The organism is Wolbachia endosymbiont (group E) of Neria commutata (assembly GCF_964026735.1).
Classification (GTDB): domain Bacteria; phylum Pseudomonadota; class Alphaproteobacteria; order Rickettsiales; family Anaplasmataceae; genus Wolbachia.
Map to the genome: position 1 here is coordinate 415,917 of NZ_OZ034692.1, position 25,399 is coordinate 441,315.

At 33.4% G+C, this 25,399-nt stretch carries 38 protein-coding genes and 1 pseudogene; 36 read left to right on the forward strand and 3 right to left on the reverse strand.

The window, feature by feature from the left end:
* Positions 1-2 precede the first annotated feature (2 nt).
* From rpsS to AAGD89_RS02290, 27 genes are read left to right on the forward strand one after another with little or no spacing between them, the layout of a single operon-like run.
* Positions 3-287, forward strand: coding sequence for a 30S ribosomal protein S19 (gene rpsS / locus AAGD89_RS02160; protein ID WP_341808640.1), 285 nt, complete (start codon positions 3-5; stop codon positions 285-287).
* A gap of 5 nt (positions 288-292) precedes the next feature.
* A complete protein-coding gene (rplV, locus tag AAGD89_RS02165; RefSeq protein WP_341808641.1) occupies positions 293-643 on the forward strand; it encodes a 50S ribosomal protein L22 in 351 nt (116 codons plus the stop codon).
* 39 nt (positions 644-682) lie between these two features.
* Positions 683-1,303: a 30S ribosomal protein S3 gene (gene rpsC / locus AAGD89_RS02170; protein ID WP_341808642.1), complete on the forward strand. Its 621-nt coding sequence runs from the start codon at positions 683-685 to the stop codon at positions 1,301-1,303.
* A 14-nt stretch (positions 1,304-1,317) separates the two neighbouring features.
* Positions 1,318-1,731, forward strand: coding sequence for a 50S ribosomal protein L16 (gene rplP, locus AAGD89_RS02175; protein WP_341808643.1), 414 nt, complete (start codon positions 1,318-1,320; stop codon positions 1,729-1,731).
* Positions 1,732-1,742: 11 nt separating this feature from the next.
* Positions 1,743-1,946, forward strand: a complete 204-nt coding sequence (gene rpmC / locus AAGD89_RS02180; protein ID WP_341808644.1) for a 50S ribosomal protein L29 — start codon at positions 1,743-1,745, stop codon at positions 1,944-1,946.
* A complete protein-coding gene (rpsQ, locus tag AAGD89_RS02185; protein WP_341808645.1) occupies positions 1,939-2,175 on the forward strand; it encodes a 30S ribosomal protein S17 in 237 nt (78 codons plus the stop codon). Before rpmC ends, rpsQ begins: the two co-directional genes overlap by 8 nt.
* Before the next feature lie 13 nt (positions 2,176-2,188).
* Positions 2,189-2,548, forward strand: a complete 360-nt coding sequence (gene rplN / locus AAGD89_RS02190; RefSeq protein WP_341808646.1) for a 50S ribosomal protein L14 — start codon at positions 2,189-2,191, stop codon at positions 2,546-2,548.
* Complete coding sequence (gene rplX, locus AAGD89_RS02195; RefSeq protein ID WP_410541862.1) at positions 2,548-2,865, forward strand: 50S ribosomal protein L24; 318 nt, start codon at positions 2,548-2,550, stop codon at positions 2,863-2,865. Before rplN ends, rplX begins: the two co-directional genes overlap by 1 nt.
* A 6-nt stretch (positions 2,866-2,871) precedes the next feature.
* A complete protein-coding gene (gene rplE / locus AAGD89_RS02200) occupies positions 2,872-3,405 on the forward strand; it encodes a 50S ribosomal protein L5 (protein WP_341808647.1) in 534 nt (177 codons plus the stop codon).
* Between the two features lie 16 nt (positions 3,406-3,421).
* On the forward strand, positions 3,422-3,730 hold the full coding sequence (gene rpsN / locus AAGD89_RS02205) for a 30S ribosomal protein S14 (RefSeq protein ID WP_341808648.1): 309 nt from the start codon (positions 3,422-3,424) through the stop codon (positions 3,728-3,730).
* Between the two features lie 21 nt (positions 3,731-3,751).
* The gene (gene rpsH / locus AAGD89_RS02210) at positions 3,752-4,147 is read left to right on the forward strand and encodes a 30S ribosomal protein S8 (RefSeq protein ID WP_341808649.1); all 396 of its coding nucleotides are present in this window, start codon (positions 3,752-3,754) and stop codon (positions 4,145-4,147) included.
* 16 nt (positions 4,148-4,163) lie between these two features.
* A complete protein-coding gene (gene rplF / locus AAGD89_RS02215; protein ID WP_341808650.1) occupies positions 4,164-4,709 on the forward strand; it encodes a 50S ribosomal protein L6 in 546 nt (181 codons plus the stop codon).
* 5 nt (positions 4,710-4,714) lie between these two features.
* Positions 4,715-5,086: a 50S ribosomal protein L18 gene (gene rplR / locus AAGD89_RS02220; protein WP_341808651.1), complete on the forward strand. Its 372-nt coding sequence runs from the start codon at positions 4,715-4,717 to the stop codon at positions 5,084-5,086.
* Between the two features lie 10 nt (positions 5,087-5,096).
* On the forward strand, positions 5,097-5,609 hold the full coding sequence (gene rpsE / locus AAGD89_RS02225) for a 30S ribosomal protein S5 (RefSeq protein ID WP_341808652.1): 513 nt from the start codon (positions 5,097-5,099) through the stop codon (positions 5,607-5,609).
* 3 nt (positions 5,610-5,612) lie between these two features.
* Positions 5,613-6,083, forward strand: a complete 471-nt coding sequence (gene rplO / locus AAGD89_RS02230; protein ID WP_341808653.1) for a 50S ribosomal protein L15 — start codon at positions 5,613-5,615, stop codon at positions 6,081-6,083.
* Between the two features lie 3 nt (positions 6,084-6,086).
* The gene (gene secY, locus AAGD89_RS02235) at positions 6,087-7,415 is read left to right on the forward strand and encodes a preprotein translocase subunit SecY (protein ID WP_341808654.1); all 1,329 of its coding nucleotides are present in this window, start codon (positions 6,087-6,089) and stop codon (positions 7,413-7,415) included.
* Positions 7,412-8,062 carry a nucleoside monophosphate kinase gene (locus AAGD89_RS02240; protein ID WP_341808655.1) on the forward strand — a complete coding sequence of 217 codons (651 nt, stop codon included), beginning with the start codon at positions 7,412-7,414 and terminating at the stop codon, positions 8,060-8,062. The genes secY and AAGD89_RS02240 overlap by 4 nt, the downstream gene beginning before the upstream one ends.
* Positions 8,063-8,121: 59 nt before the next feature.
* Positions 8,122-8,490, forward strand: a complete 369-nt coding sequence (gene rpsM, locus AAGD89_RS02245; RefSeq protein WP_341808656.1) for a 30S ribosomal protein S13 — start codon at positions 8,122-8,124, stop codon at positions 8,488-8,490.
* A 23-nt stretch (positions 8,491-8,513) separates the two neighbouring features.
* The gene (gene rpsK / locus AAGD89_RS02250) at positions 8,514-8,900 is read left to right on the forward strand and encodes a 30S ribosomal protein S11 (protein WP_341808657.1); all 387 of its coding nucleotides are present in this window, start codon (positions 8,514-8,516) and stop codon (positions 8,898-8,900) included.
* A 21-nt stretch (positions 8,901-8,921) separates the two neighbouring features.
* Complete coding sequence (locus AAGD89_RS02255; protein ID WP_341808658.1) at positions 8,922-9,989, forward strand: DNA-directed RNA polymerase subunit alpha; 1,068 nt, start codon at positions 8,922-8,924, stop codon at positions 9,987-9,989.
* A 7-nt stretch (positions 9,990-9,996) separates the two neighbouring features.
* Positions 9,997-10,425 carry a 50S ribosomal protein L17 gene (gene rplQ / locus AAGD89_RS02260; RefSeq protein WP_341808659.1) on the forward strand — a complete coding sequence of 143 codons (429 nt, stop codon included), beginning with the start codon at positions 9,997-9,999 and terminating at the stop codon, positions 10,423-10,425.
* A 20-nt stretch (positions 10,426-10,445) separates the two neighbouring features.
* Positions 10,446-10,817 carry a YraN family protein gene (locus AAGD89_RS02265; RefSeq protein ID WP_341808660.1) on the forward strand — a complete coding sequence of 124 codons (372 nt, stop codon included), beginning with the start codon at positions 10,446-10,448 and terminating at the stop codon, positions 10,815-10,817.
* Positions 10,818-10,829: 12 nt separating this feature from the next.
* A complete protein-coding gene (gene atpH / locus AAGD89_RS02270) occupies positions 10,830-11,390 on the forward strand; it encodes an ATP synthase F1 subunit delta (protein WP_341808661.1) in 561 nt (186 codons plus the stop codon).
* Positions 11,387-12,928, forward strand: a complete 1,542-nt coding sequence (atpA, locus tag AAGD89_RS02275) for a F0F1 ATP synthase subunit alpha (protein WP_341808662.1) — start codon at positions 11,387-11,389, stop codon at positions 12,926-12,928. The genes atpH and atpA overlap by 4 nt, the downstream gene beginning before the upstream one ends.
* Positions 12,929-12,937: 9 nt before the next feature.
* A complete protein-coding gene (gene greA, locus AAGD89_RS02280) occupies positions 12,938-13,432 on the forward strand; it encodes a transcription elongation factor GreA (protein WP_341808663.1) in 495 nt (164 codons plus the stop codon).
* Positions 13,433-13,435: 3 nt separating this feature from the next.
* Positions 13,436-14,074 (forward strand): 3,4-dihydroxy-2-butanone-4-phosphate synthase, encoded by a 639-nt coding sequence (gene ribB / locus AAGD89_RS02285; RefSeq protein WP_341808664.1) that lies wholly within the window; start codon positions 13,436-13,438, stop codon positions 14,072-14,074.
* Positions 14,075-14,127: 53 nt separating this feature from the next.
* Positions 14,128-15,417: a M48 family metalloprotease gene (locus AAGD89_RS02290; RefSeq protein ID WP_341808665.1), complete on the forward strand. Its 1,290-nt coding sequence runs from the start codon at positions 14,128-14,130 to the stop codon at positions 15,415-15,417.
* Positions 15,418-15,560: 143 nt separating this feature from the next.
* Here AAGD89_RS02290 and AAGD89_RS02295 read toward each other — a convergent pair whose 3' ends face one another.
* Positions 15,561-16,274 carry a TerC family protein gene (locus tag AAGD89_RS02295; protein WP_341808666.1) on the reverse strand — a complete coding sequence of 238 codons (714 nt, stop codon included), beginning with the start codon at positions 16,272-16,274 and terminating at the stop codon, positions 15,561-15,563.
* Positions 16,275-16,318: 44 nt separating this feature from the next.
* Complete coding sequence (gene trmB, locus AAGD89_RS02300; protein ID WP_341808667.1) at positions 16,319-16,987, reverse strand: tRNA (guanosine(46)-N7)-methyltransferase TrmB; 669 nt, start codon at positions 16,985-16,987, stop codon at positions 16,319-16,321.
* A gap of 129 nt (positions 16,988-17,116) precedes the next feature.
* Between trmB and AAGD89_RS02305 the strand changes: the two genes are divergently transcribed.
* The 6 genes from AAGD89_RS02305 (at position 17,117) to AAGD89_RS02330 (ending at position 21,708) form a co-directional block, all read left to right on the forward strand.
* Positions 17,117-18,745, forward strand: a complete 1,629-nt coding sequence (locus AAGD89_RS02305; RefSeq protein WP_341808668.1) for a 30S ribosomal protein S1 — start codon at positions 17,117-17,119, stop codon at positions 18,743-18,745.
* Positions 18,746-18,767: 22 nt separating this feature from the next.
* Complete coding sequence (locus AAGD89_RS02310) at positions 18,768-19,049, forward strand: HU family DNA-binding protein (RefSeq protein ID WP_341808669.1); 282 nt, start codon at positions 18,768-18,770, stop codon at positions 19,047-19,049.
* Positions 19,050-19,112: 63 nt separating this feature from the next.
* Entirely contained in the window at positions 19,113-19,439 is a 327-nt protein-coding gene (locus AAGD89_RS02315; protein WP_341808670.1) for a cell division protein ZapA, read from the forward strand.
* A 243-nt stretch (positions 19,440-19,682) separates the two neighbouring features.
* The gene (locus tag AAGD89_RS02320) at positions 19,683-20,132 is read left to right on the forward strand and encodes a hypothetical protein (RefSeq protein WP_341808671.1); all 450 of its coding nucleotides are present in this window, start codon (positions 19,683-19,685) and stop codon (positions 20,130-20,132) included.
* A 17-nt stretch (positions 20,133-20,149) separates the two neighbouring features.
* Complete coding sequence (locus AAGD89_RS02325; protein ID WP_341808672.1) at positions 20,150-20,671, forward strand: cytochrome b; 522 nt, start codon at positions 20,150-20,152, stop codon at positions 20,669-20,671.
* Positions 20,672-20,676: 5 nt separating this feature from the next.
* Positions 20,677-21,708, forward strand: coding sequence for a nitronate monooxygenase (locus AAGD89_RS02330; protein ID WP_341808673.1), 1,032 nt, complete (start codon positions 20,677-20,679; stop codon positions 21,706-21,708).
* Here AAGD89_RS02330 and AAGD89_RS02335 read toward each other — a convergent pair.
* Positions 21,704-21,799, reverse strand: a pseudogene (locus tag AAGD89_RS02335) (IS481 family transposase); the annotation flags it as partial. The gene AAGD89_RS02330 and the pseudogene AAGD89_RS02335 overlap by 5 nt on opposite strands.
* Before the next feature lie 70 nt (positions 21,800-21,869).
* Between AAGD89_RS02335 and recJ the strand changes: the two are divergent.
* The 3 genes from recJ to AAGD89_RS02350 all read left to right on the forward strand — a co-directional run bounded on the left by recJ (position 21,870) and on the right by AAGD89_RS02350 (position 25,379).
* The gene (gene recJ, locus AAGD89_RS02340; protein ID WP_341808674.1) at positions 21,870-23,609 is read left to right on the forward strand and encodes a single-stranded-DNA-specific exonuclease RecJ; all 1,740 of its coding nucleotides are present in this window, start codon (positions 21,870-21,872) and stop codon (positions 23,607-23,609) included.
* Positions 23,610-23,759: 150 nt separating this feature from the next.
* Complete coding sequence (locus tag AAGD89_RS02345; protein ID WP_341808898.1) at positions 23,760-24,764, forward strand: gamma-glutamyl-gamma-aminobutyrate hydrolase family protein; 1,005 nt, start codon at positions 23,760-23,762, stop codon at positions 24,762-24,764.
* 195 nt (positions 24,765-24,959) lie between these two features.
* A complete protein-coding gene (locus AAGD89_RS02350) occupies positions 24,960-25,379 on the forward strand; it encodes a hypothetical protein (RefSeq protein WP_341808675.1) in 420 nt (139 codons plus the stop codon).
* The last annotated feature ends 20 nt before the right edge of the window (positions 25,380-25,399 follow it).

A 25,399-nucleotide genomic window follows, 5' to 3' on the forward strand; every position in this document is an offset into this window, starting at 1 on the left:
TTATGAGTAGATCTGCGTGGAAGCCGCCTTTTTGTCATCCTTCTGTAATAAGGGCAGTAAGTGCTGCTTTAAAGAAAGGGCTTGTTAATATGGTTATAAAGACTCGCTCTAGAGCTTCTGTAATTTTGCCTAATTGTTTGGGTTTGAAATTTGCTATTTATAATGGTAAGGATTACATTCCTGTTAATGTTAATGATCAGAATATGATAGGTCATAAATTTGGTGAATTTTCACCTACTCGTAAATTTGCTGGGCATAGCGGTGATAAAAAGGCAACAAGAAGGTAATTGATATGAAAAATAGGGATATAATAGTTGAAGCTAGCTCTAAGGTTTTAAAATCAACTCCTCGTAAGTTGAATTTGGCTGCTGGCTTAGTGCGTAATAGAAAGGTTTCTTATGCTACGGTGCAATTAAAATTTTGTGAAAAGAAAGCTGCTGGTCTTATAAGTAAAGTATTAAATTCTGCAATTGCTAATGCTCAATATAATTATGGGCTGGATATTGATAATTTATATATAAAAGAGATCTTAATAGGTAAATCTTTTACTTTACGTAGGGTGTATCCAAAAGCTATGGGTAGGGCGAATAGAATTAGCAAGCGTTATAGCAATATAACTATAAAACTAAGAGAAATTATATGATTTTTAAAAATGAAAAATTAACAAGGAAAGTGTAGAGATATGGGACAAAAGGTTAATCCTATAGGATTTAGGTTAAAAATAAATGCTAATACCTGGAATTCTATCTGGTATGCTAATAAAGATTACAAACAAAGATTGCATCAAGATTTAGATATTCGCAGTTATATAAATAAGTCTTTTAAGCACGCTGGCGTTTCTAAAATAATCATTGAGCGTAAAATTGATTTGGTGACTATAACAATACATTCTTCTAGACCTGGAGTGATAATAGGTAAGAAAGGCTCGGATATTGAAAAGACAAAGAAAAAAGTAGCTGAAAAAGTGAAAAATAATGTAGAGTTGAATGTAGTTGAGATTAAGAGGTCTGAAATAGATGCAACTTTAATATCAAACAGTATTACGCAACAGCTGGAAAAAAGGGTATCATTTAGAAGGGCAATGAAAAAAGCTATTCAGAGTTGTTTGAGGATGGGTGGTAAAGGTATTAAAGTAAGTTGTTCTGGGCGTCTTGGCGGAGCTGAGATAGCTCGTACTGAGTGGTATAAAGAAGGTCGTTTGCCTTTGCATACTTTACGTGCTAATATAGACTATGCTTTTGCTGAAGCAAAAACTATATATGGCATTATAGGAGTTAAAGTCTGGGTTTATATTGGTAATTAATTAGGTATATTGAGATGTTTGTTCCCAAAAAGAGTAAATATAAAAAAGTATTTAAAGGACGAATTAATGGTAACGCGAAGGGTGGCAGCACACTGTCTTTTGGAGATTACGGCTTAAAGGCCATGGAACCTGGGAGAATTCAATCTAAACATATTGAAACAGCAAGACGTGTAATATCTAGAACTTTAAAACGTTCTGGTAAAGTATGGATAAGGATTTTTCCTGATACTCCTGTTAGTAAAAAACCAGCGGATGTGCGCATGGGTAAGGGGAAAGGTAGTGTTGAATTTTGGGTGTTTAAAGCTAAGCCTGGCAGGATTTTATTTGAAATCAGTAATGATGTACCTATGCATTTAGCAAAATTGGCTCTTGAAAAAGCAACTGCTAAGCTTCCTATAAAGTGTAAATTTATATCTAATCATAATTAAATGAGGTTGTAATGGATATAACTGATATCAGATCAAAGTCTTCGCAAGAATTACATGAGATTCTTGTGAATTTGAGAAAAGAGTTTGTTAATTTAGTTTTTCAAAAAAAGTTAGGACAGTACAATAATATTTCGTGTTTTGGTTTGATAAAAAAGAGCATAGCCCGTATTTTAACTGCATTAAATGAAAGAAGAAGAGAGGAAAAGAATGCCTAAGAAGGTTTTTTGTGGTACTGTAATTAAGACTAAATGTGATAAAACTGTAAAAGTTTCGGTGTTGCAAGTATATAAAGATAAAATGTATAAAAAAGTTATAAAAAAATATAAGAAATATACAGTACATGATGAGAATAATAGTTGTAAGGAAGGGGATAAGGTTTTGATACAAGAACACAAGCCTATCTCTGCTACTAAAAAATGGGTTGTTGTTAATAGCTCAAATTGAATAGGATATTTATATGATTCAAAAAAATACGTTATTGGAAGTGGCTGATAATTCTGGTGCGCGTGCAGTTCTTTGTATTGGTTTGTTAGGTGGTAGAAAATCTGCAACTGTAGGTGATACGATTATTGTATCTACTAAATCTATTACCCCAAGGGGGAAGGTTGAGAAAGGGAAGGTATATAGAGCAGTTGTTGTTAGGGTGAAAAAGGCTATTAGGAAGTCTGACGGTTCTGTGATTCGTTTTTCTAGCAATGCTGTAGTTTTAATTAATAATCAAGGCGAGCCGCTTGGTACTCGGGTGTTTGGTCCGATAAAAAAGTTATCATCTGGTTCTTTTATGAAAATAATGTCACTAGCTGTTGAGGTTTTATAATGAGTGCTAAAATAAGAAGTGGTGATGACGTTATAGTTTTAACTGGTAAAGACAAAGCAAAAATTGGCAAAATAATTAAAGTTATAGCGCGCGGTGCTAAAAAAAGGGTAATTGTCTCTGGAGTAAATGTTTGCAAGAGGCATACCAAGCCAAGAGCTGGTAATAATGGTGGTATATTAAGTAAAGAATTAGCTATTGATATATCCAACGTTGCAACATTAGACCCTAAATATAAAACTCCAACTAAAGTGGGGTTTAAGGTTATAGATGGTAAAAAAGTGCGTTTTGCGAAAGTTTCTGGAGAAGTGATAGATTAGGTTGATATGTTTAAAGAGTTATATAAAGATAGCATAGTAAAGTCCTTAAAGGATAAGTTTAATTACGGCAATGTAATGCAAGTGCCTAAACTTGTAAAAGTTTGTATTAACATGGGTGTTGGAGATGCTGCTGCAGATAGTAAAGTAATAGATGAGCCGCTTGAGAGCTTGCATTTAATTGCAGGGCAGAAACCTGTATCAACTTCTGCAAAAAAATCTATTGCTGGTTTTAAAATCAGAAAAGATGCTAAAGTTGGTTGTAAAGTGACATTGCGTAGAGATAAAATGTATGAGTTTTTAGAAAGATTGGTATATATTGCTTTGCCAAGGGAGAAAGATTTCAGAGGGTTTAGTGTAAAGCAATTTGATGGAAATGGTAATTTTTCCTTCGGCATAAAGGAGCATATCTCGTTTTTAGAGGTAGATTACGATAAAATAAGTAAGATTATAGGTATGGACATTAATATTGTAACAACTGCAGCTAGTGATAAGGAAGCAAAGGAATTGTTGCTAGCTTTTAAATTTCCTTTTTTTGATTAATTGAGAGAAGAGATATATGGCAAAAAAATCTATGATAGAAAGAAATCTTCGCAGAATGAAGCTGTGCGATCAATATAAAGAAAAAAGGGAAAAATTGAAATCTATAATGAATAATAAAAATTTGTCTATTGGTGAAAGGTTTGCAGCTCAAAATAAATTAATTAAAAAGTTGCCTAGAAATTCCTCTAAGGTTAGAATTAGAAATAGGTGTGCTTTGACTGGAAGGCCAAGAGGGGTTTATAGAAAATTTGGTTTGTGTAGAATTGTTTTACGTGATTTATGTTCTTTTGGACAGATTCCAGGAGTTACAAAGTCTAGTTGGTAACTATAATATAAGGAGTATATAGTGGCGTTATCTGATACTATTGGTGATTTTTTAACAAGAATACGTAATGCGCAATTGGCAATGCATAGGACGACAAGGGTGCTGTTTTCTAAGATGAATTCTTCTATATTGGAGATTTTAAAAGAGGAGGGGTATATTTTTGATTATGAAAAGCAAATTATAGATAATTTACCTTCTTTTATTGTAAAATTGAAGTACTATGAAAAGTCACCTGTAATTAGTGACATAGTTAGGGTGTCAAAGCCTGGTTGTCGTCGTTATTCTCGGTATAAGGATATTTCTAAAGCATATAATGGTCTTGGTATTTTTATTATATCGACATCCAAAGGAGTAATGACCGATTATAATGCGCATAAGTTAAAGGTTGGTGGAGAAGTTTTGTGTCGTGTGTTTTAAATAATAGGAGAAATTCATGTCTCGTGTAGGTGCTGCGCCCATCAATATTCCTGTTGGTGTTTCAGTTGAATATAGCAATGGTAGAATGTTAATAAAGAGTGCTAAGGAGGAAAAAGAGCTTACCCTGGTTAGTGATGTTGTGTGCCGGATTGTTGATAATCAGCTATTGCTTTTCGTTGATCAAGATCAAGACAATTATGATGAAATAAAACCTATGTGGGGTACTTATAGGAGCAATATTAATAATATCATTAATGGAATGGTTGATGGTTTTTCTGTTGATCTTGAGATTAATGGTGTTGGGTATAAAGCAGAGTGTGATGGGAAGTATTTGACTTTGTATCTTGGTTATAGCCATAATGTTAAGTATAAAGTGCCTAAGGGTGTTGAGATTAAGTGCATAAAGCCAATTCATCTAGTAGTAAGTGGTATAGATAAGCAAAAAGTCTATATGGTGGCATCTGATATATGCAGAGTTAGAAAATATGATCCTTATAAAGGTAAGGGAATTGTAATAAAAGGTAAGTTTATGTTGCGTAAAGTTGTAAGTAAAAAGAAGTAATTAAGATGAGAAGATTATATAATTTTTTAAGTAGCTATGAAAAAAGAAAGCTCCGTAATAGAGCGAAACTCGATAAGGGCGCTGGACGTTTGCGTATATCCATATTTAAATCTAATAGACATTTTTATGTTCAGTTAATTGATGATGCAAAGGGAATAACTCTTACTTCGGCTTCTACTTTGGATGCTAAAATTAGGAACATATGTAAAGGGAAAGTCAATGCTGAAGCTATAAAGCAGGTTTCTTCTTTAATGATTGAGCGTCTGTCTGGTGTGAAATTAGAACAAGAGCTCGTGTTTGATCGTGGGGCATATAAATATACAGGATTGGTTTCTCGATTTGCTGAAGCTTTAAGAAGCTCTGGATTTAAGTTTTAAAAGGTTTAATATGGCTGTAAAGAATTTACAAAATAATACTGATTTATCAGAGCTTTTAGTTTCGGTGCGAAGAGTAACAACAGTTACGAAGGGTGGTAGAAGATTTTCATTTTCAATTTTGGTTGTTGTTGGTGACGGGAAGGGCAGGGTAGGTTGCGGAACAGGCAAGCATGCAGAGGTTGCTGAAGCGAGGATAAAAGCTGTAAATGCTGCAAAAAAATCGATGATAAGAGTGTATTTACGTGAAGGTAGAACTTTGCATCATGATATAAAAGCTAAATTTTGTTCTGGTGAAATAGTTTTAAGATCTGCAAGACCTGGAACAGGCATCATCGCTGGAGGAGCAATTAGATCAGTTTTTGAGGTTCTTGGTATAAAAGATGTGGTAGCTAAGTCTACTAGATCAAATAATCCTCATAATGTTATATGTGCGGTGTTTGAGGCTTTTGATAGTATGCTATCTCCTCGCCAAGTGGCAAGCAAAAGGGGTAAAAAAGTTAGTGAGATAGTTGGAAATAGGTAAAGTATGAACGATGCTATAAAGTTAAACTCTATATTTACTAATTTATCTAAGAAAAAGAAGCCTAAGTTGCTAGGTAGGGGGATTGGTTGTGGCAAGGGCAAAACATCCGGTAGAGGGCATAAAGGGCAGAAAGCTAGAAGTGGAGTGTCTATAAATGGCTTTGAAGGTGGGCAACAATCTATATATACTCGCTTACCGAAAAGAGGTTTTAAGCCTATACGCAGAAATATATACTCTATAATTAATGTTGGTGATGTACAGCGCTTGATAGAGGCTGGAAAAATAGCAAAAAATTCTGTTATAGATAAAGAAATGTTGTATAAACTAGGTTTTATAAAATCTATGAAAGACAAAATCAAGCTTCTTAACAAAGGTACGTTAAGCGAGAAGTTTGCATTTCATGTTGATTTTGTGTCAGAGGCTGCAAGAAAATCTGTGGCTTTAGCTGGTGGTAGTGTAGAAATACTGTCATAAATTATGAGCAGTAAATCCGCATTTAATAGCTTGAGCCCTACATTATTGTATAAAGGCGATTTATTAAAGCATATATTTTTTACACTAATAGCTTTAATTTGTTATCGTTTGGGTACTTATGTGCCTATTCCTGGAATTAATCTTGACATAATTAATGATATATTTTCCAAAGAGAGTGCTGGTGTCTTTGGAGTGTTGAATTTATTTTCTGGTGGTGCATTTGCTAGAATGACGATTTTAGCATTAAATGTAATGCCATATATAATGGCTTCTATAGTTGTGCAATTATTATCTTCTGCCATTAAGGGAATTAATGAAGTTAAAAACGATGGAGAATTAGGGCGTAGAAAGATGAATTCTTATATACGTTATCTGACCATAGTACTTTGTGTATTTCAATCAATACCAATTTTGATTGGATTAGAGGGGATGAATAGAGAAGGAGCGCTAGTTGTAATTGAGCCTGGTGTTATGTTTCGTACAGTAGGCGTTTTTAGCCTTTTAGGCGGGACTATGTTTTTGATATGGCTTGGTGAACAAATTAGTGCTAACGGCATAGGCAATGGTATCTCATTAATCATTTTTACTGGCATAATATCGGAATTGCACAATGCTTTGTCGTCTTTATTAACGTTAAATAAAAATGGAAGCATATCATTATTTGTTATCCTTTTGGTTATAGTATTATTTTTTTTACTGCTTCTTTTAGTTATTTTTGTAGAATCCTCGTATAGAAAAGTAATTGTTCAATATCCCAAAAAGCAATTCAAAAAATTACATAATGATGACTTTACTTATATTCCACTCAAGATTAATTTGTCTGGTGTGATACCGACTATTTTTGCTAATGCAATTTTATTAACACCTATTTCAATCGCAAATTTCTATAAGGGGCATGTTGTTGCTGACTTTATTTTAAATTACTTTATGACAAATAAAGTAGTGTATATCATAGCTTACTTAACATTCATAGTATTTTCTAATTTTTTCTATACCAATTTTATATTTAATCCAGAGGAAAGTGCCGATTTTCTTAAAAAAAATGGTGGATTTATTCCTGGTAGAAGACCTGGAAAACATACTTCTGATTACCTTCAAGATATAGTTTTCAGGTTAACATTTATTGGTTCTGCATATTTGGTAGTAATATGTACTGTACCTGAAATTATGAGATATCATTATGATATACCATTTATTTTTGGTGGAACGAGTTTATTGATTATAGTTAATGTTATTACTGATACTATCACCAAGATACAATCTTATATTTTTTCAAATAGGTATGATAGTTGGATAAAGAAATATGAGTCTAAAGCAAGGAAAATAAGATGATCATTACAATTTTTGGTCCTCCGGGTTCTGGTAAAGGTACTCAATCAAGCTTATTAATAGCAAAATATGGCTTAAAGCTAATTTCAGTAGGGGATTTACTAAGAAATATTATATCTAGCGGCAGTGAATTGGGTAAAAAAATAAAGGATACTGTTGAGTCCGGTAATTTAATACAAGACAATATTATATGTGAGTTATTATGTGATCAACTTGCATTAGTGGATAATAATTGTTTGCTGGATGGGTTCCCGAGAAATTTAAATCAGGCTCATTTTTTGACTCATGCTTTGCAAGAAAAATATAAAAGGGATGTTGATATTGTAATTGAGCTGCAGCTTAATGATGAGATTGCGATTGATAGATTGAAAAATCGTCTTGTGTGCTTGGACTGTAAGAGTGTATATAGTGTATCTTCTTTTAACAGTAGTGATAATCCTCATTGTCTTGAATGTAAAAGTACGAGATTAGAGAAAAGGGTTGATGATGCTAATTTAACTGCAATTAATAAGAGAATAAGCGAATATCACCTTCAGATGAAGGATTTACGCGAGTATTATAAAGGCAAATTATTGACGATTGACGCTAATTTGAGCGTTGATAAGGTGACGCAAGAGATTGAAAGTAAAATTTCTTGTAATTTAGTTTGACTCAGAGTTGTTTTATGGTATAAATTAAGAGTTATTATTAATAAAATATCGAGGTATCAGTGGCACGTATTGCAGGTATAAATGTTCCGGTAAAGAAATGTGTTCCTTTTGCATTAACTTATATATATGGTATAGGTATTGCTACTGCGAATATAATTTGCCACGCTTGTGAAATTGATAAGTCGAAACGTGTTTCAGAATTACGGGATGAAGACATAGAAAGAATCGGCAGTTTCATTAGGCAAAATTATGCCATAGAAGGCGAGCTCAGAAAAGAAGTAGCCATGAATATCAAATCTTTAGTGGAAATGGGATGTTATAGAGGAGTGAGGCATAGAAAAGGTTTACCTGTTAGGGGGCAAAGAACTCATACTAATGCTAAGACACGTAAAGGTAGATCTCGTTTGCCTGTTGCTGGGAAAAAATAAATTTATTATTATTGTGAGTTTTAATGAAAAAAGTCAAAACGGTTGCTAAAAGTACGAAGAAGTTTATTACTGGTGTTGTGCATATCCGTGCAACTTTTAATAACACTTTTGTGAATGTTACTGATGTTCAAGGTAATACATTATACCAAACCTCTGTAGGCGCGTATGGTTTTTCGGGGTCGAGAAAATCTACACCTTATGCTGCAGGTAAGGCTGCAGAGTCTGCTGCGAAGAATGCAATAGAGCGATTTGGTATGAAGGTTATTTCTGTAATAATCCGTGGTCCTGGATTTGGTACTGAAGCTGCAGTTAAGGCTCTTCGAAACTTTGGGTTAACTGTTACTTCAATTGCAGATAAAACTGCTATTCCTCATAATGGATGTAGATTAAGAAAAAAAAGAAGAGTATAGAATTATTTGAAAAGGTGTTTTATGTATTATAACGATAATGTTTCTATCTGTGATAACTTAGATAAATTGACTAAATCTAACTCAGTTAAGGTAATATCAGGTAGTTCAAGTGAAAAAGGTGATATAGTATTGGAGCCACTTGAAAGTGGCTTTGCTTTAACACTAGGTAACGCGCTGAGGCGTGTAATGCTGTCTTCTCTTAGAGGTAGTGCTGTTTATGGAATCAAAATTGAAGGTATAACGCATGAATTCACTTCAATTCAGGGAGTGAGAGAAGATGTAACTGACATAGTGTTAAATATGAGCATGTTGCGATGTAAATTAAATGGTACTGCTAATAAATGCTTAAATTTGATTGCTAAGGGTCCTTGTCAGGTGTTAGCTGGTATGATAGAAACTGATGGGCAGTGTTCTATTGTGAATAAAGATTTGTTAATATGCACATTGGGGGAAAATGTAGAGCTTAATATGACCATATATGTGGCTAACGGGAAGGGATATCTTCCTGTAGCTAAATATAAAGAGAATGAATTTTTAAAGCTTATTAATGAGCAAGATTTAACTGGTTTTATCCCTGTTAATGCTTTGTATAGTCCTGTCAATAGAGTTTCGTACAGGATAGAGAATAGTCGTGTTGGTCAGGTAACTGATAAGGATAAGTTAATACTATCAATTGAAACTGATGGTACTATCTCTCCTAGTCAAGCTGCTGATTCTGCTGCAAGAATATTGCAGGAACAACTGCAGCCTTTTGTTAGCTCTGATACGGGTTATAAGAAACAGCAGATTTCTTCATCTTCTAGTGCTAAAGATTTGGGTTATGATCCAGTGTTATTACGTAAAGTTGATGAAATGGAGTTATCTGTTAGATCCCACAATTGTTTGAAGAATGAGGATATTACTTATATAGGTGATCTTGTTCAGAAAACAGAGGGTGAAATGCTTAGGACTGCTAATTTTGGTAGAAAATCTTTGAATGAAATTAAAGCGGTTTTAACTAATTTTGGCTTGTCTTTAGGTATGAGTGTGCCAAATTGGCCACCTCAAGATATAGAAGAATTAGCTAAACAACACACTGATGAAGATTAGGTAGTATATGAAACATGGAATAAAAAAACGTAAGTTATCTCGTGGCACTCAGCATAGGGTGTCGATGCTAAAAAATCTATCTATCTCATTAATTAATCATGAGCAGATTGTAACTACTTTACCAAAAGCTAAGGAACTTCGTCCGTATGTGGAGAAGTTTATTACGATTGCTAAGAATAACAATGATTTGCATGGTAGAAGACTTTTACTTTCGCGCCTTCATAACGACAAATTAGTAGTTGATAAGTTATTAACCGCTTTAGCTAATCGTTATCAAGATCGTAAAGGTGGATATTCTAGGATAATGAAACTTAGCGCTAGGAAAGGTGATTGTGCTTCAATGGCAGTAATTGAGTTGGTTGATAGAGATATTTCAGCAAAGGGTAAGACTTATGGCAGAAATAAAGAAGAGAATAAGGTAGTGGTACAAAATTAATTTTCTATTATAGCCTTCTTATGGTGAATGGTTTACGCTACTTTATAGGTTACTTTGGTGAATTATTAGTTTTAGTATATTTAAAATTAAAGTGGTATAATGTTGTAAAGCATCGTTACCGCTCTAGATTTGGTGAAGTTGATTTAATTGTATTGAAAAAAAGGGAGCTTGTTTTTATAGAAGTTAAAACAAGTTTATTTGGCCAAGAAATACCGATATCTAATGTTCAGTGTCAGTCTATTGTAAATTCTTCTAAATATTTTTTGAGTAAAAATCCTAAGTTTTTGGATTGTTCAATTAGGTATGATTTATATTTCCTTTCTTTAAAAAGGAAACCTGTTTATATAAAAAATGCTTGGATTGAGGGATCAATTGGCGAGAAATTTATATAGGTAATTTTAAGTATGAGAAAGACTGAGTATAATAATTTAATTTCATCTTATGCTAGAGTACTGTTACATGTTTCATATGATAAATTAGATACCATAAGAAACGAAGTAGAGTTTTTATTGGCTTTTTTTGAAAATCAACATGATGTTTTGATGTATCTATCAAATCCTAGGGTGTCTTTTTTAAGCAAAAAAGAAGTAATGCTTTCTATGAAAGGGCATCTAAGTGAAGATTTAATAAGGTTTATTATTGTTATATTTTCTAATAAGCGTCCTGGTTTTTTAATTCCTATATTAGAAAAATTCTTGAATCTTGTAAGAGAAAATAAAAATGAATTCGAAGTTACTATCAAATCGGCAGAGTTTTTAAAAGAGTCAGATATAAAAATAATTACTGAATCTTTGAGTTTTCTTGGTAAAATAATAAAAGTAAGTAATGTGGTTGATCCTTCTATATTAGGTGGTTTTATAGTTAGATATGGCTTTAATTTGATTGATGCTTCGCTAAGAAGTTACTTAGATAGGTTAGTTGATTTAAGTAAAATGGAAATATTAAAAATAGGGAATTGTATATGACAGATCGTATGAATGCTTCTGAAATAGTAAAGATAATAACAGAGAAAGTTGGGGCATTTGATAATCCTATAAAGCGAGAAAATATAGGTGAGGTGATTTCAGTAACTGATGGTATTGCGTTAATTTATGGGCTAGAAAAGGCAAAATTCGGTGAAAAGGTAACTTTTGCAAGCGGTATAGAAGGAATAGTTCTTGATTTGGATCATGATACAGCTGGGGTGGTGATACTTGGTAATGACCGTGATGTTAAAGAAGGTGATCTGGTAAAATGTAGTGGTGATGTCGTTAAAGTGCCTGTAGGGCATGAATTATTGGGAAGAGTTGTAAATGCTTTAGGACATCCTATAGATGGGCATGGAGAAATTAGAGCTAAAAACACGATGGATATAGAATCCAAAGCACCAGGCATTATTGATCGTAAGTCTGTGCATGAGCCACTTCAAACAGGAGTGAAAATTATAGACTTGCTAATTCCAATAGGTAGAGGACAACGTGAGTTAATTATTGGTGATAGACAAATTGGTAAAACTACTATTGCCCTGGACACTATTATCAACCAAAAAAAGATTAATGATGAGGTAGATGATAATCAAAAGGTTTATTGTGTTTATGTTGCGATTGGTCAAAAAATTTCAACAGTAGCAAAAGTAGTAAATAAGCTGAAAGAGAGTGGGGCATTAGAGTATACAACTGTAGTTGTAGCTAGCGCATCTGACTGCGCGCCTATGCAATTTTTGGCACCTTATGCTGGTTGCACTATTGGGGAGTTTTTTCGTGACAATGGAATGCATTGTTTAGTCGTATATGATGATTTATCTAAGCATGCTGTAGCATACAGGCAAATGTCTTTGTTACTCAGACGTCCTCCTGGTCGTGAAGCTTATCCTGGCGATATATTCTACGTACATTCACGTTTGCTTGAAAGGGCTGCTAAGATGTCTGATGCGAAAGGGCAGGGGTCATTAACTGCTTTGCCAATTATTGAAACTCAAGCTGGTGATGTGTCTGCGTATGTGCCAACAAATGTTATTTCAATTACCGATGGACAAATTTTTCTTGAGTCTGAGTTGTTTCACAAAGGGTTTCGTCCTGCAGTAAATATAGGTTTATCAGTTTCGCGTGTTGGTTCCGCCGCACAACTGAAATCTGTGAAAAAAGTTGCGGGCTCTATAAAGCTAAGTTTAGCTCAATATAGAGAACTAGAAGATTTTGCGAAATTTGGTTCTGATCTTGATGCTAGTGTTCAATTATCCTTGAATAAAGGTAAATACCTTGTTGAGCTATTAAAGCAAAAGCAACATTCACCTATGCAAGTGGAAGAGCAAGTAGTGCTGATGTATATTTTTTCTAATCTATACGATCAATTAAGTAATATAGCTTTAAGCGACATTAGTAAATTTGAACATGATCTTATTAGTTATTTTAATGCTGCACACCCTGGAGTTTTAAAAAAGTTGTCAAATGACATGAGTGATGGTATAAAAAGTGATATTTTTAATATCGTGAATAATTTTATTACTCAATTTAATTGTGTTTAGGTGGTGGTTATGGCTTCATCCATTATTAGTAAATTTCCTATGACAAAAGAAGGTTTTGAGCATATGCAAGCTGAAGTTGGAAAATTAAAGGAAGAAAAACCTTCTATTATACAAGCTATTTCTGATGCTCGTGATCATGGTGATTTATCTGAAAATGCAGAGTACCATACTGCACGAGAAAGGTTGGGTTTCATCGAAGGCCGTATAGTAGAGTTAGAGAATAAGCTCTCACACGCAGAAGTGATTGAAGTGGAGAACTTGTCTGGTGATACAGTAATGTTTGGTGCGACTGTTACACTAAGTATGTTAAATCATGATGATAGTGAAGTAGAATATATTTATAAGATTGTGGGTGAGTATGAAGCTGATGTTTCAAGAAAGTTGATATCCAGTAGCTCACCACTGGGGAGTGCTTTAATTGGCAAGAAAGTTGGTGATTATGTAGAAGTGGTTGTGCCAAGTGGAGAAAAATTGTATAAAATAGTTAAGATTGAATTTAAATAAATTATGGTACAAGCCAATTTCAAGTCAGTGAATTCACCGGGCATTTCTTCTATTCAGGATGTTTTGGAGGATGCTCGCTCCGGTAAATTATTTATTTTAGTTGACAATGAAAATAGAGAAAATGAAGGTGATTTAATTGTCTTGGCTGAGAAAATAAAGCCAGAACATATGGCTTTTATGGTAAATCATGGTACGGGCATTGTTTGTTTGGCGATGACTAAATCTCACATGGAAAGCTTGAATCTTAACTTTATGGAGAAAAAAAATGTTAGTGATAATCATACAGCATTTACTACGTCTATAGATGCGCGTTATGGTATCACAACTGGTGTTTCAGCAGAGGATAGGACAAAAACTATACTTACTGCTATTAACAAGAATAGTACTCAAGATGACATCGTAACACCAGGCCATATTTTTCCTCTAATTGCAAATGAAGGCGGGGTAACAAAGCGTGCTGGCCATACTGAAGCAAGCGTTGAAATAGCAAAGCTAGCTGGGCTTGATCATTCAGCAGTGATTTGTGAATTAGTGAATGATGATGGCTCTATGATGCGTTTACCAGAGCTGCTTGAATTTGCTGAACATCATAAAATTAAGTTAACTACCATCGACAAGCTTATCAGTTACGTCAAAAAATAGGTTAACATTTATAACTTAAGTGTTAAAATATAAAATTCCTCTCAGGGGTTTTCATGATCAAAATTGCTAATTTATTAATCGCGTTGCTTTTTTTTGTATATTGTCATGATGCTTATTCTGCTAGTGTTATTAGAGATAGCGAAGTAGAAGCAATGGTGAAAGAGTTAGCGCAACCTCTATTTTCTGCTGCAGATATTGATAGTGACCGAATAAAAGTTTTTATAATCAATGATAATTCGATTAATGCTTTCGTAGTTAACAATAATAGTATTTTTATTCATTTGGGACTCTTACAATATTCTACTAAACCTTACGTTCTGCTTGGTATTTTAGCGCATGAAATTGCTCATATATCTGTTGGTCATATATTGCAGATGAGCGGTTCTATGAGTTATTTCCAATCGATAGCAATGATCAGTTATGTGGTAGGATTGGTTTCTAGTATTGTTATTGATCCTCAGATTGCTAGTGCAATTCTGCTTGGTGGTGTGTCACTTAGCACAAAGCTATTTTTTAATTATTCTCAAGAACAAGAAAGTGTAGCAGATAGCTATGCTCTAAGGTACCTTGACGAATCTGGTTATGATAATGCAGGCATGAAAGAGGTTTTTGATTATTTTAAAAGTATTGAGAGTGAAAGTACTGAACAATATTTCCGCACTCATCCGCTTAGTGATAAACGTTTATTTGCTGTACAGAATTATAAAGTTAAAAATAATATAAAACCAATTCTGGCGGATAAATTGCTGAAATTTGAGCGTATGGTTGCAAAGCTAGACTCTTTTTTTTCTCCTATTCATGTGTTATCTAGTAAATATGAGGGGAATGATAGAATTTCTGAGTATGTAAATGCTATAGTTTGTTATAGACAAGGGAAGGTAGAGGAGGCTATTGCTAGAGTTGATTTACTGATACAAGAAACATTTAGTGACCCATACTTATATGAATTAAAAGCAGAAATGCTGTACAAGTCTGGAAATTTAAGTGAAGCAGTCAAAATGTATGAAAAATTGCTTAAATATTTATCTGATAATAACAATTATTTAGTAAAACTTGCATTATCTCACACTTTATTGTTACATGGTGATGCAAAAAAGGCGATTTTTTACCTAGAACAAATTTTAAATATAGAACCAAATAATGCCTTTATCTGGAAATATTTAAGCATTGCATATAAACACGACGCTGATATGGCAATGTATTACTTTGCTTTAGCGAAAAAAGCTTGTATTGAAGGTAATTCAAAGCAGTTTATGAAATATGCAGAGCTTGCTGCTCAAGCTTTACCAAAAAATAGCCGTTACTTGTTACAAATTGAAGATATGAAGCAATTCAAGGGATAGAAAAGTTTTAGAAATTCAACTACTATCAACTGTACTCTTGTATAATTTGAAATATTTTTATATTACATCTGGGGCTGAGTAGCCTGCTACCAAGAGGAAGGTGACTTCGATGATATCACATGGCATGGTTTATAGAATGACAATTAGGTTTCATTTCGCTTTCGTACGCTGTATTTTTTCTTTACACTCCTCACAACTTCCACAAGCAACGCAAATATAAACGAAGAGTATAAATATTCTTTTGGTAGTTCTACGTGAAATCCATCAAGCATGAGATATACACCAACAAGTAAAATAAATAAAATGGCGATTACCTTTAAGCTCGGATTAGATTTGATTAACTTGGCGGTGTAGCTCGATAAAAACAGCATTGCCAATATAGAAAATGTGAATGCTGTAGCTATTATTATCATATTATGAGTCAATGCTATAGCAGTTAGTATTGAGTCAACTGAAAAAACTAAATCTATCAATATAATTTGCAATACAACCAAAAAAAATTGCGATTTAATATTTGTCTTTTTTTTGATTTGCTTATGTAAAAAAATGTCGTTCCACAATTCCATAGAGCTTTTAATAATAAGAAATAATCCCCCTGCAAACATAAGCAAATCCTTTGCTGAGATATTGAATGGTGAAGCCTGAAATATAGGGTTTTGCATTGATAATATAGATGATGTAAAAAATAGTATTACAAAACGCATCAATAGTGCTAATCCAAGGCCCATAAGACGCACTCTTTCTCTGAGCAGCTTTGGTACCTTATCTATCGCTAAAGAAATAAAGATTAAATTGTCTATGCCAAGTATAATTTCAAGTAGTGTAAGTATTAGTAAAGTCCAAGAATCAGCTAACATTTTAAGCTTAATTTTTCTTATATTTTACAGTATGTTTATAAAAATTAAGTGACTGTGCTTTGTTTCAATGAAATGCTTATTTTAAAGAATCTTACTTTACGTTGATATTTGAGTGCTTTTTTATGGTATTTTGTAAAAGGACAGTTTGAAAAATCAGTTTCTCTATAGCTTAAAAAATTACACTGCTTTATGTGTAACGCTATCCACTCTGCATAATCCGGATGGTCGGTTGCAATTAATATTTCCCCTGTCATAAGCATCTTTTTTGCTAATAAATTTAAAAATTCTGTGTTAATTAACCGTCTTTTATTGTGGCTCCGCTTTGGCCAAGGATCTGGAAAGAGAATAAAAAATCTTTCAACACTGTTATCAGGAAAATTTTCAATCAGCTCTCTTGCATCTTCTGTCCATATTAAAATATTTTTTATATTGTGTTTTTCTATGTTGGATAGTAATTTAGAAACCCCTTTTAAATAGGGCTCGCATCCTATAAATAACAAATCACTCTCATTAAGTGCTTGATAAAGCATGTTTTCACCACTGCCAAAGCCTATTTCTACCCATATTCTTTTTTGAGAGTTTACAACATTCTCTATAGATTCCTTATTATTTTGTATGGAATATTGCTTTAATGTTTCATCAACCTCAGGTTTTAATCTTGATCTTCTGGAAAATGATCTAATCCACTTGCATAGCATATTTTTGATACACATATAATTTCTCGTTTTATAGCTCAAATAATTCTCTTATGCTTATGAGTTAACGAAAAATTACTTGTCACTAATTATTAATATTATATAATATATTTATTCTAACAAAGTTTAAATTAAAGGTCGCGTTGCATGAGTAATATTGCTATCAAAAAATTATCGTCAAATAAGTTTATAGAAGAGACATGTCAAGGCCAGTTTGAGGGTCAAGATGATATTTTATTTGAAGACTCTTTTGTTAGTAAAATTAAAGAAGGAGATGTCATAGATGGTGTGATTACTAGAATAAACCCTAACGACATCGTGGTGGATATTGGTTTAAAATCCGATGGAAGAATTTTGATCAAGGAGCTCGGTCCTAATGATGAGGTAGCTATTGGCTCTATCATTAAAGTTTATGTAGAAAGAATTGAAGATTATCACGGTAATGTTGTTCTTAGCCGTGAGAAAGCCATTAGGGACGAAAAATGGAATAAGTTGGAAGAAGATGCGGTTACAAGAGATGAAGTGAGTGGTGTTATTAAACGCTCAATTAAATGCGGCTTTATTGTTGATCTTGGTGATGGAATAAGCGCCTTTTTACCACTCAGTCATGTGGATTTGAAACAAGTGAAAGATGCTAAGCACCTTATTGAAACCGAGCAAAAATTTATTGTGCTTAAGATGGATAAAAAGCAGGGCAATATCGTAGTATCAAGGAAATTGGTGTTAGAGAAATCACATGCTGGCGAAAAAACTAAGTTTTTAGAATCTTTAAATGAAGGTGACGTAATAGAAGGAAAAATAAAAAGCATTACTCATTACGGTGTATTCGTCGGTATTCATGAATCAGATGTAGTGGGGGTAATAGATGGTTTGTTGCATATCACAGATATATCTTGGAGTAGAGTAAGCCACCCATCTGCAGTTTTTGCTTGTGGTCAGACTATAAAAGTTAAAATCATAAAAATAGATAAGGAAAATGCAAAGGTTTCCTTGGGTGTAAAGCAGCTGGAAGATAATCCTTGGCAAGATGCTGAGTTAAAATATCCGATTGATAGTGTGCATAAAGGTCACGTAACAAGTATAGAAGATTATGGGTTATTTGTTGAGCTTAGGCCTGGAATCGAGGGTTTAGTGCACTCATCGGAAATCACTTGGGTTAAGAGTAATTTACCAGTAAGCGGCCTCGTAACAAGGGGACAAGAGGTGTATGTCAAAATTCTTAGTATTGATATTAGCAAGAATAGAATGAGTTTAAGTATGAAAAGGTATGTAGATAATCCTTGGCAGGTGTTCGTCAATAAATATCCTCTTGGTTCTATTGTTTCTGGTGAAGTTAAGAATAATACTGGTTCATATATATCTATCGCTTTTAATGACTCTGAAATAGATGAAAATGTGGAAGGGTTAATATATGCAAAAGATTTAAGTTGGTCTGAAAGCAGTGCCGATGAGATAAAAAAATATAATGTGGGTGACAAAATAGAAGCAAAAGTATTGAGGGCTAACGTGAATCGGGCTAGGATTTATCTCGGTATAAAGCAGATAGAATATGATCCTCTTGAAAATTTAATAAAAAAGACTAATGTAGGAGATAAAATTCAGGTTACTGTAAGCAACAGGGAAGATAATGGGTTAGTCGTTGAAGCTGGAAACGATATAACTCTTTTAATAAATCAAGAGCATTTACCAGAAAATAAAAAGTTTTCTATATCAGAAGAAATAGAAGCTGAAGTGCTGGGTGTTGAAGGGTATAACATCATATTATCGGCTAAATAATATTTATTTTAGTTTTACATAAATGGCAACAAAATCTGATATAATAACAAAGGTAGCAAGAGGGCATCCTTTTTTGGATAAGATGATTATAGCGGCTATAGTTGAGAGATTCTTTGAGATACTTTTAGATACATTGAAACACCATAATAGAATTGAAATTAGGGGGTTTGGTTCCTTTTCAATTAGAACTTATAACTTAAAAAAAGAAGAAAATCATTTGATGTTACAGAGGTTTGCAAAAAATCAATACTTTAAAGCGTATTTTCGTAGCAGTAGAGAATTAACAGACTTGATAAATGAATAGAGCGTGCAATAAGTAATTTTACTTATTATGTAGTTCAGGAAACATCATTTTTATTAACCGTATATGCAAGTAGTAGAAATAGTTATACGTAATAATAAATACAAAATATCTTGTGAAAGTGAGAAGAAGGAACATTTATTACGTCTTGTTGCCAACTTTGACAAGCTAGTTAATTCTATATCTCAAAAAACTGGAGGTAAAGGTTCAGAAGCATTATATTTCTTACTTGCAGCACTAACTCTTGAGGATAAAATTTTAGAATTAACAAGACAGTTGGGTGAAATAAATCAAGAGCTTGAGAAACATAGGAACGAAAAAAAAATAGAGTATACCGAAGTATTAAATAGAATAAATAAGATTATAACTAACCTTGAATACATCAAGGATTAGCTTCAATATTCCACTTCTTAATTAGTGGAATAACAAGGCATTTGGTAAATCTTACTTATTCTAGCTATAGTTACTAATGTTGTGTTAATCATAATATTTCTTTAGTTATTAAGGCTAAAATAATTATTTACCTGCTATCATATTTATCTAAAATAAAGGTATATTGTTATAGGTAATGCTATGTTTATTTTATCGCTCCTGCTATTTATTAATATTTTTCTACTTAATTATTCGAGCAAGTTAATGATCTGTGCTGCTTTATTTACTGGGTCAGCTTTAGTTATAAATTCAATGGTTGAATTTTATGGCAAAAAAAGAGCGATTGGTAGTCTGATGATATGCACGTTGTCAGTTTGTCTCTTGAAATGGCAAAATTTTGGCTTAATGTTACTAATTTCATATACTGGGATTTTAGTATCACTTCTTTTAAGCATAATGCTTTTTAAAAAGTTAAAATCAAAGTTCAGCTTTCATATAGCAAATTTCATCACTTTAATTGTAGCATCGGTGGTTGATAGTGCTGTTGTATGTATTGGGTTGCTATATAAATTTTCTGCAGGCAAGTGTTTATCAATATATATTAGAGATTTAATTTTTAAATTCTCTTATGCATCAATAATAAGCATCTGTTTATTTATAGGAGTATATTTGTTTTGTCTGGTAAAGAAGAAATACGTTAAGCTCTCTGCATAGCCGATTGTTATAATAAAATGGAAAACGATAAATATAGTTTAGGCTTAAGAATTATCCATTGGTTAATGGCTGTTTTTATTATAAGTATGCTTTGCTCTGGGCTTTATATGAAAAGCTTGCCAGCAAGTGACGAAATTAAATTTAGTATCTATGCTATTCATAAGGCTTGTGGAGTTACTGTCTTGGGTTTAATTATAGTGCGCATATTTTTTCGCATATTCACTTATGCTCCACCATTTCCATCAACTTTTTCCAAACTTGTTGTGAGCGCAAGCAAAATAGTACATTTTTGTCTGTATTTTTTGATGATATTAATACCGCTATCTGGTTATGTCATGTCTTCCGCTTCTGGTATAAAGATCAAGTATTTTTTTCATATTCCTTTATTAATTAACAAGAATAGAGAATTAGCTTCTGCAGCTAACGAGGCGCATTCGATACTTGCATATTTTATGATATTCTTTATAGTTCTGCATATACTTGGTGTTTTAAAGCACGTATTTATGGATAAGCAGAATATTCTAAAACGCATTATATAGATTATATGCAGGAGTTGGATAGCCTTTGGAAAAAGGGAACAAATTTTCTCGGCAGTAAATTTGCAATAATGGGTGGTGCTATGAGCTGGGTTTCAGAGAGGAATTTGGTTTCAGCAATTTCAAATGCTGGCGGTTTTGGCGTTATTGCATGTGGTGCGATGTTTCCAAACCTATTAAAACAAGAAATCACAGAGACACAGAAATTAACTGATAAGCCATTTGGTGTGAATCTAATTACTATGCACCCCAAATTAAATGAATTAATAGAAGTATGCACCGAAACGAAAGTGAGCCATGTAGTACTTGCCGGTGGTTTGCCGACAAAACCTAGTATAGAAAAAATCAAAAATGCCGGAATAAAAATTTTATGCTTTGCTCCAGCGCTCAGCATTGCAAAAAGGCTCGTTAAAATGGGGGTTGATGCATTGATAATAGAAGGCATGGAAGCAGGTGGGCACATAGGTCCGGTTAGCACTTCTGTGCTTGCACAGGAGATATTACCTTATTTAAAAAGTGAACAAATACCAGTGTTTATTGCGGGCGGAATAGGAAGAGGTGAAATGATTGTCAATTACCTTGAAATGGGAGCAAGTGGCTGCCAAATAGGTACGTTATTTGTTTGCACTAATGAATCAATTGCCCACAAAAACTTTAAAGAAGTATTTATCAAATCAGCTGCACGTAACGCAATACCTTCGGTGCAGGTAAGTGCTGATTTTCCTGTAATTCCAGTAAGAGCTATAGCTAACAAAGCAAGTGAGGATTTTGTGAAGCGTCAAAAAGAAGTTATTGATGAATATAATAGGGGAAATATCTCAAAAGAAGATGGACAGCTTGAGATAGAAAAATTCTGGGCTGGAGCTTTAAGAAGAGCGGTGATTGAAGGAGATGTTGAAACAGGATCTCTAATGGCTGGTCAAAGTGTTGGTATGGTTGATAAGGAAAAGCCTGTCAAAGAAGTTATAGATATGCTAGTTCAGCAAGCAAATGAGTTTATTAAAGGCGGAAGTGATCTTACCCAGAAAAAGTGGATATGAATTCATATGGGGTAAGACCCATAAGAGTTTTAAGTCTTTTCGCATAGTTATAGGCCATAACAAAGTTGTATAAGTGCTCTTTAAGTTGCGATCTGTAAGAGAATCTTTTTATATAGAGCTAGCTTCAAAACTCTGATAAAATCACTTCATTTACAAAAAGCATGCTAAATGAACTTGAAAAGCGTAGCGTAACAAATGCACTGTGGAAGTTGCAGGAAGCAAATCAAAGGGAGTTCTTAACCCTTACTCAGAGATTCGAGTTGCCAGAAATATTGGCAAGAATACTAGCTACTCGTGGTATTAACATAGAAAATGCGAGTGATTTTTTATATCCACTAATCAGATCACTGCTGCCAGATCCTTTTCATCTTCTTGATATGGATAAAGCTGTTTTCCGCATAATAAAGGCAATAAACAATAATGAAAATATTGCGATTTTTGGTGACTATGACGTTGACGGTGCAACATCATCAGCATTGATTAATAGATATTTATCAGCAGTCGGTATACCTTCTATAATTTATATTCCAGATCGTATTGATGAAGGTTATGGATTAAACACAGATGCTTTATTGCAACTCAAAAAAAATGGGATCGATTTATGCATTTCTGTTGACTGTGGCACACTTGCATATCAACCGATAGATGATGCAAAGAGCTTTGGTCTTGATATTATAGTTGTTGACCATCACCTTGGTACAGAAAAATTACCTAATGCTGTGGCAATTGTTAATCCAAATCGCCTTGATGAGAGCTCTTCTTATAATAATCTCGCAGCAGTTGGAGTATCATTTTTGTTAGTTGTTGCTCTTAATAAAAGCTTACGCGAACAAGGGTTTTTTGCTAGTAAAAAAGAGCCAGATTTATTTGATCTATTGGATCTTGTTGCTCTTGGAACTGTGTGTGATGTTATGCAAATTACTGGCCTAAATAGGGCATTCGTTGCGCAAGGGCTTAAAGTTATGTCAGCAAGAAAAAATATCGGTTTGCGTGTTTTATTTGATGCTTTAGGAATTCTTGAAAAACCAAGCGTTTCTCGGTTAGGATTTGGTATTGGGCCATGCATAAATGCTGGAGGGAGAATTGGAGAAGCATCACTTGGAGCAAGGTTACTTTCCACAAATGATGAAGAAGAGGCACACTCGATTGCGCTGAAGTTAATAGACTTGAACAATGCAAGAAAAGTGTTAGAGAATGAAGCTCTCTTGGAAGCTACAGCAAAAGCTGAAATGTCTGCAAAACTGGGTGCAAATTTTATAATGGTAAATGGTAACTGGCACAAGGGAATAATTGGTATTATTGCATCAAGGCTAAAGGAACAGTTTCACTTGCCAACAATAGTAATATCTTTAAATAACGGAGTTGGAAAAGCAAGCTGTAGATCAATTTCTGGAATTGATATTGGTGCAGCAGTGCTTTCTGCAAAGTTTGTAAATTTAATTATTGAAGGAGGCGGCCATAATATGGCAGCTGGGTTTTCGATTACAGAAGACAAAATAAATGATTTGCATGATTTTTTTGCTGAAAGGTTTTCAAGCTCTATAAGTGAAAAAACTTTAAAAGCAGATGGTATAGTAACAGCTAAAGCAATAAACCTATCTTTATGGAATCAATTACAGCGTTTAGAACCATTTGGACCAGGCAATCCTGAACCAAGATTTATTATTCAAGGAGCAAAGATAAGAAAGCCTGAAATTATGGGAACTGATCATATCAAATGCTTCATTGCCGATGATAATATTATGGTTAGAGGTATTGCATTTCGTTCTGCAAATACTGAGCTTGGTTCTGCTATTATGCAGGGTAACGTTAAGGCCATTTTAGGTAAAATCTCTATGAATTACTGGAACGGAAATGAATTCATACAATTTTTAATAGAGGATATATTGACCATTAGTTGAGTTTACTGTATCAGTTCAGGTGAGTGGCAAAAGGACTGCTCATTAAGTTAGAGTAAAATAGATTATAGCTCTTTAAATTCACCTTTTTATTGCAAAATGCTTTATAATATATTACAATGTTAATATATTAACTATTAGATCAAAATCATGATACATAAATATTACAATAAAGTACTAAATATCTTATTACTTATAGTTTTATTATTTAGCAGCAGTTTTATTCACGCAAACACTCATGAAAACTTGTATACAGTAAGCGATAATATAGTTGTTGGTTTATTAAAAACAGAAGAGGAAACATATCCACATGAGCTTGGGTTATCTCAAAATGTCTATGAGATGTTCAATAATTTTGGAGTTAAAACTGTACTAATTGATTATAATAAAATAATTAGCCTTAAAAAAATTCAAGAAGAGTCATTGAACCTTGCAAAGCAAGATGAGATGCTTGCAAGAAAGCTAACATTAGATCGAATAAAAATTGAAGTTGCAAAGTTTGTTGAAGAGCAAAAAATAAATAGAATATTTATTCCAGGAAATTATTACAATCTTCATTCAGAGCCGTTTCCACCTACTCCTTGCCGTCAGCTCGTCACCGAAGCAATTGTGAAAATAATAGATGATAATCCTTCAATTCACTTACTCGGAATATGTGGTGGTTTACAGGGCATTATGAATGCAAAAGGAATTGAAGTAGTGCGTGTAGCAAATCTTGTGAGCAATGAAGAGGAGCAAAAAGCTCATTTAAAATCTGCACCTAATCCACAGAAGGAATGTGTACCTCTCCAACAGGTAAAGATTGTTCCGAATAGTCGTTTAGCAGAAGTAGTAGCTAAATTCCTCATACCTGATGAGAATGGCTGGTTTTCAACGTGTTTTCCAGATGCTCATTCAGGTGCAGTAAGTAATACGCCTGAAAATAGAAGTAAATTAGAGTTGCTTGGGTATAAAATTGTAGCATTTTCGAGAGATGGAGTAATAGAGGCGGTTGAAGATAAGCATGGCAATATCTATTTTCAGAGTCATCCTGAAGCTCTTGTGGTAAATTCAGATAAAAACATCTATTTATCAAATCAGAAGGAACGTCAAGTATCTACACTAGTTGCTATAGCGATTATAAATGATTTTCTTTATCGTGTTAAGCGGACTATCTAGAGATAGACCTATAGCCTTAAGTTGACACCATTTAGATGAACGAATACTAAAAATTAGTACTTATACTAAAGTTGTAATCTTTTATTTACAAATAGTCAAGCAAAAACCATAAGCCTCTTTCAGCAAAGCATGTTACAATAAAATCTTTATATAATTATGATGAATATGCTAATTTGTCAAATGCTCGCTAAGTTAGTGGTACTTATAATATCTATAGTTGTAGGAATAATATCAGGAGTAGCAATAGGTGGAGCAGGAGTAATTTGCTCATTTTACTTTCCTTCTTTATTTATAGGAGCTGGCTCTGGGATAATTTTAATTGGTTTTGGATGTCTTATCAATCCAAGCTTTAAAACAAAAGAAGGTGAGATCGATGTTAATGCTTGCGTTAGGGTTTTACTACTGATCCCAATATTAGTGGGGATTAATGTTTTCTTTCGTATAACATCAGAGATAAGCCCATTATTGGTAGCGTTAGATATATTTGGTTTATTAATAGGTGCTTTAGCAATTTGTATTTTATCAATGATTAGCTCGCTGTTGATTAGAAAGTTAACTCAATGCTGTACGAAATCTGGCTTTAGTATTACAAAAAAATCTAAATCAGATATATAAATTTTTGATAAAATTTCTTA

Excerpts from the sequence above, each read along its gene's own strand:
- rpsS (WP_341808640.1), top strand. The coding sequence starts at position 3 with ATGAGTAGATCTGCGTGGAAGCCGCCTTTTTGTCATCCTTCTGTAATA.
- rplV (WP_341808641.1), top strand. The coding sequence starts at position 293 with ATGAAAAATAGGGATATAATAGTTGAAGCTAGCTCTAAGGTTTTAAAA.
- rpsC (WP_341808642.1), top strand. The coding sequence starts at position 683 with ATGGGACAAAAGGTTAATCCTATAGGATTTAGGTTAAAAATAAATGCT.
- rplP (WP_341808643.1), top strand. The coding sequence starts at position 1,318 with ATGTTTGTTCCCAAAAAGAGTAAATATAAAAAAGTATTTAAAGGACGA.
- rpmC (WP_341808644.1), top strand. The coding sequence starts at position 1,743 with ATGGATATAACTGATATCAGATCAAAGTCTTCGCAAGAATTACATGAG.
- rpsQ (WP_341808645.1), top strand. The coding sequence starts at position 1,939 with ATGCCTAAGAAGGTTTTTTGTGGTACTGTAATTAAGACTAAATGTGAT.
- rplN (WP_341808646.1), top strand. The coding sequence starts at position 2,189 with ATGATTCAAAAAAATACGTTATTGGAAGTGGCTGATAATTCTGGTGCG.
- rplX (WP_410541862.1), top strand. The coding sequence starts at position 2,548 with ATGAGTGCTAAAATAAGAAGTGGTGATGACGTTATAGTTTTAACTGGT.
- rplE (WP_341808647.1), top strand. The coding sequence starts at position 2,872 with ATGTTTAAAGAGTTATATAAAGATAGCATAGTAAAGTCCTTAAAGGAT.
- rpsN (WP_341808648.1), top strand. The coding sequence starts at position 3,422 with ATGGCAAAAAAATCTATGATAGAAAGAAATCTTCGCAGAATGAAGCTG.
- rplF (WP_341808650.1), top strand. The coding sequence starts at position 4,164 with ATGTCTCGTGTAGGTGCTGCGCCCATCAATATTCCTGTTGGTGTTTCA.
- rplR (WP_341808651.1), top strand. The coding sequence starts at position 4,715 with ATGAGAAGATTATATAATTTTTTAAGTAGCTATGAAAAAAGAAAGCTC.
- rpsE (WP_341808652.1), top strand. The coding sequence starts at position 5,097 with ATGGCTGTAAAGAATTTACAAAATAATACTGATTTATCAGAGCTTTTA.
- rplO (WP_341808653.1), top strand. The coding sequence starts at position 5,613 with ATGAACGATGCTATAAAGTTAAACTCTATATTTACTAATTTATCTAAG.
- secY (WP_341808654.1), top strand. The coding sequence starts at position 6,087 with ATGAGCAGTAAATCCGCATTTAATAGCTTGAGCCCTACATTATTGTAT.
- AAGD89_RS02240 (WP_341808655.1), top strand. The coding sequence starts at position 7,412 with ATGATCATTACAATTTTTGGTCCTCCGGGTTCTGGTAAAGGTACTCAA.
- rpsK (WP_341808657.1), top strand. The coding sequence starts at position 8,514 with ATGAAAAAAGTCAAAACGGTTGCTAAAAGTACGAAGAAGTTTATTACT.
- AAGD89_RS02255 (WP_341808658.1), top strand. The coding sequence starts at position 8,922 with ATGTATTATAACGATAATGTTTCTATCTGTGATAACTTAGATAAATTG.
- rplQ (WP_341808659.1), top strand. The coding sequence starts at position 9,997 with ATGAAACATGGAATAAAAAAACGTAAGTTATCTCGTGGCACTCAGCAT.
- AAGD89_RS02265 (WP_341808660.1), top strand. The coding sequence starts at position 10,446 with ATGGTGAATGGTTTACGCTACTTTATAGGTTACTTTGGTGAATTATTA.
- atpH (WP_341808661.1), top strand. The coding sequence starts at position 10,830 with ATGAGAAAGACTGAGTATAATAATTTAATTTCATCTTATGCTAGAGTA.
- atpA (WP_341808662.1), top strand. The coding sequence starts at position 11,387 with ATGACAGATCGTATGAATGCTTCTGAAATAGTAAAGATAATAACAGAG.
- greA (WP_341808663.1), top strand. The coding sequence starts at position 12,938 with ATGGCTTCATCCATTATTAGTAAATTTCCTATGACAAAAGAAGGTTTT.
- ribB (WP_341808664.1), top strand. The coding sequence starts at position 13,436 with ATGGTACAAGCCAATTTCAAGTCAGTGAATTCACCGGGCATTTCTTCT.
- AAGD89_RS02290 (WP_341808665.1), top strand. The coding sequence starts at position 14,128 with ATGATCAAAATTGCTAATTTATTAATCGCGTTGCTTTTTTTTGTATAT.
- AAGD89_RS02295 (WP_341808666.1), bottom strand. The coding sequence starts at position 16,274 with ATGTTAGCTGATTCTTGGACTTTACTAATACTTACACTACTTGAAATT.
- trmB (WP_341808667.1), bottom strand. The coding sequence starts at position 16,987 with ATGTGTATCAAAAATATGCTATGCAAGTGGATTAGATCATTTTCCAGA.
- AAGD89_RS02305 (WP_341808668.1), top strand. The coding sequence starts at position 17,117 with ATGAGTAATATTGCTATCAAAAAATTATCGTCAAATAAGTTTATAGAA.
- AAGD89_RS02310 (WP_341808669.1), top strand. The coding sequence starts at position 18,768 with ATGGCAACAAAATCTGATATAATAACAAAGGTAGCAAGAGGGCATCCT.
- AAGD89_RS02315 (WP_341808670.1), top strand. The coding sequence starts at position 19,113 with ATGCAAGTAGTAGAAATAGTTATACGTAATAATAAATACAAAATATCT.
- AAGD89_RS02320 (WP_341808671.1), top strand. The coding sequence starts at position 19,683 with ATGATCTGTGCTGCTTTATTTACTGGGTCAGCTTTAGTTATAAATTCA.
- AAGD89_RS02325 (WP_341808672.1), top strand. The coding sequence starts at position 20,150 with ATGGAAAACGATAAATATAGTTTAGGCTTAAGAATTATCCATTGGTTA.
- AAGD89_RS02330 (WP_341808673.1), top strand. The coding sequence starts at position 20,677 with ATGCAGGAGTTGGATAGCCTTTGGAAAAAGGGAACAAATTTTCTCGGC.
- recJ (WP_341808674.1), top strand. The coding sequence starts at position 21,870 with ATGCTAAATGAACTTGAAAAGCGTAGCGTAACAAATGCACTGTGGAAG.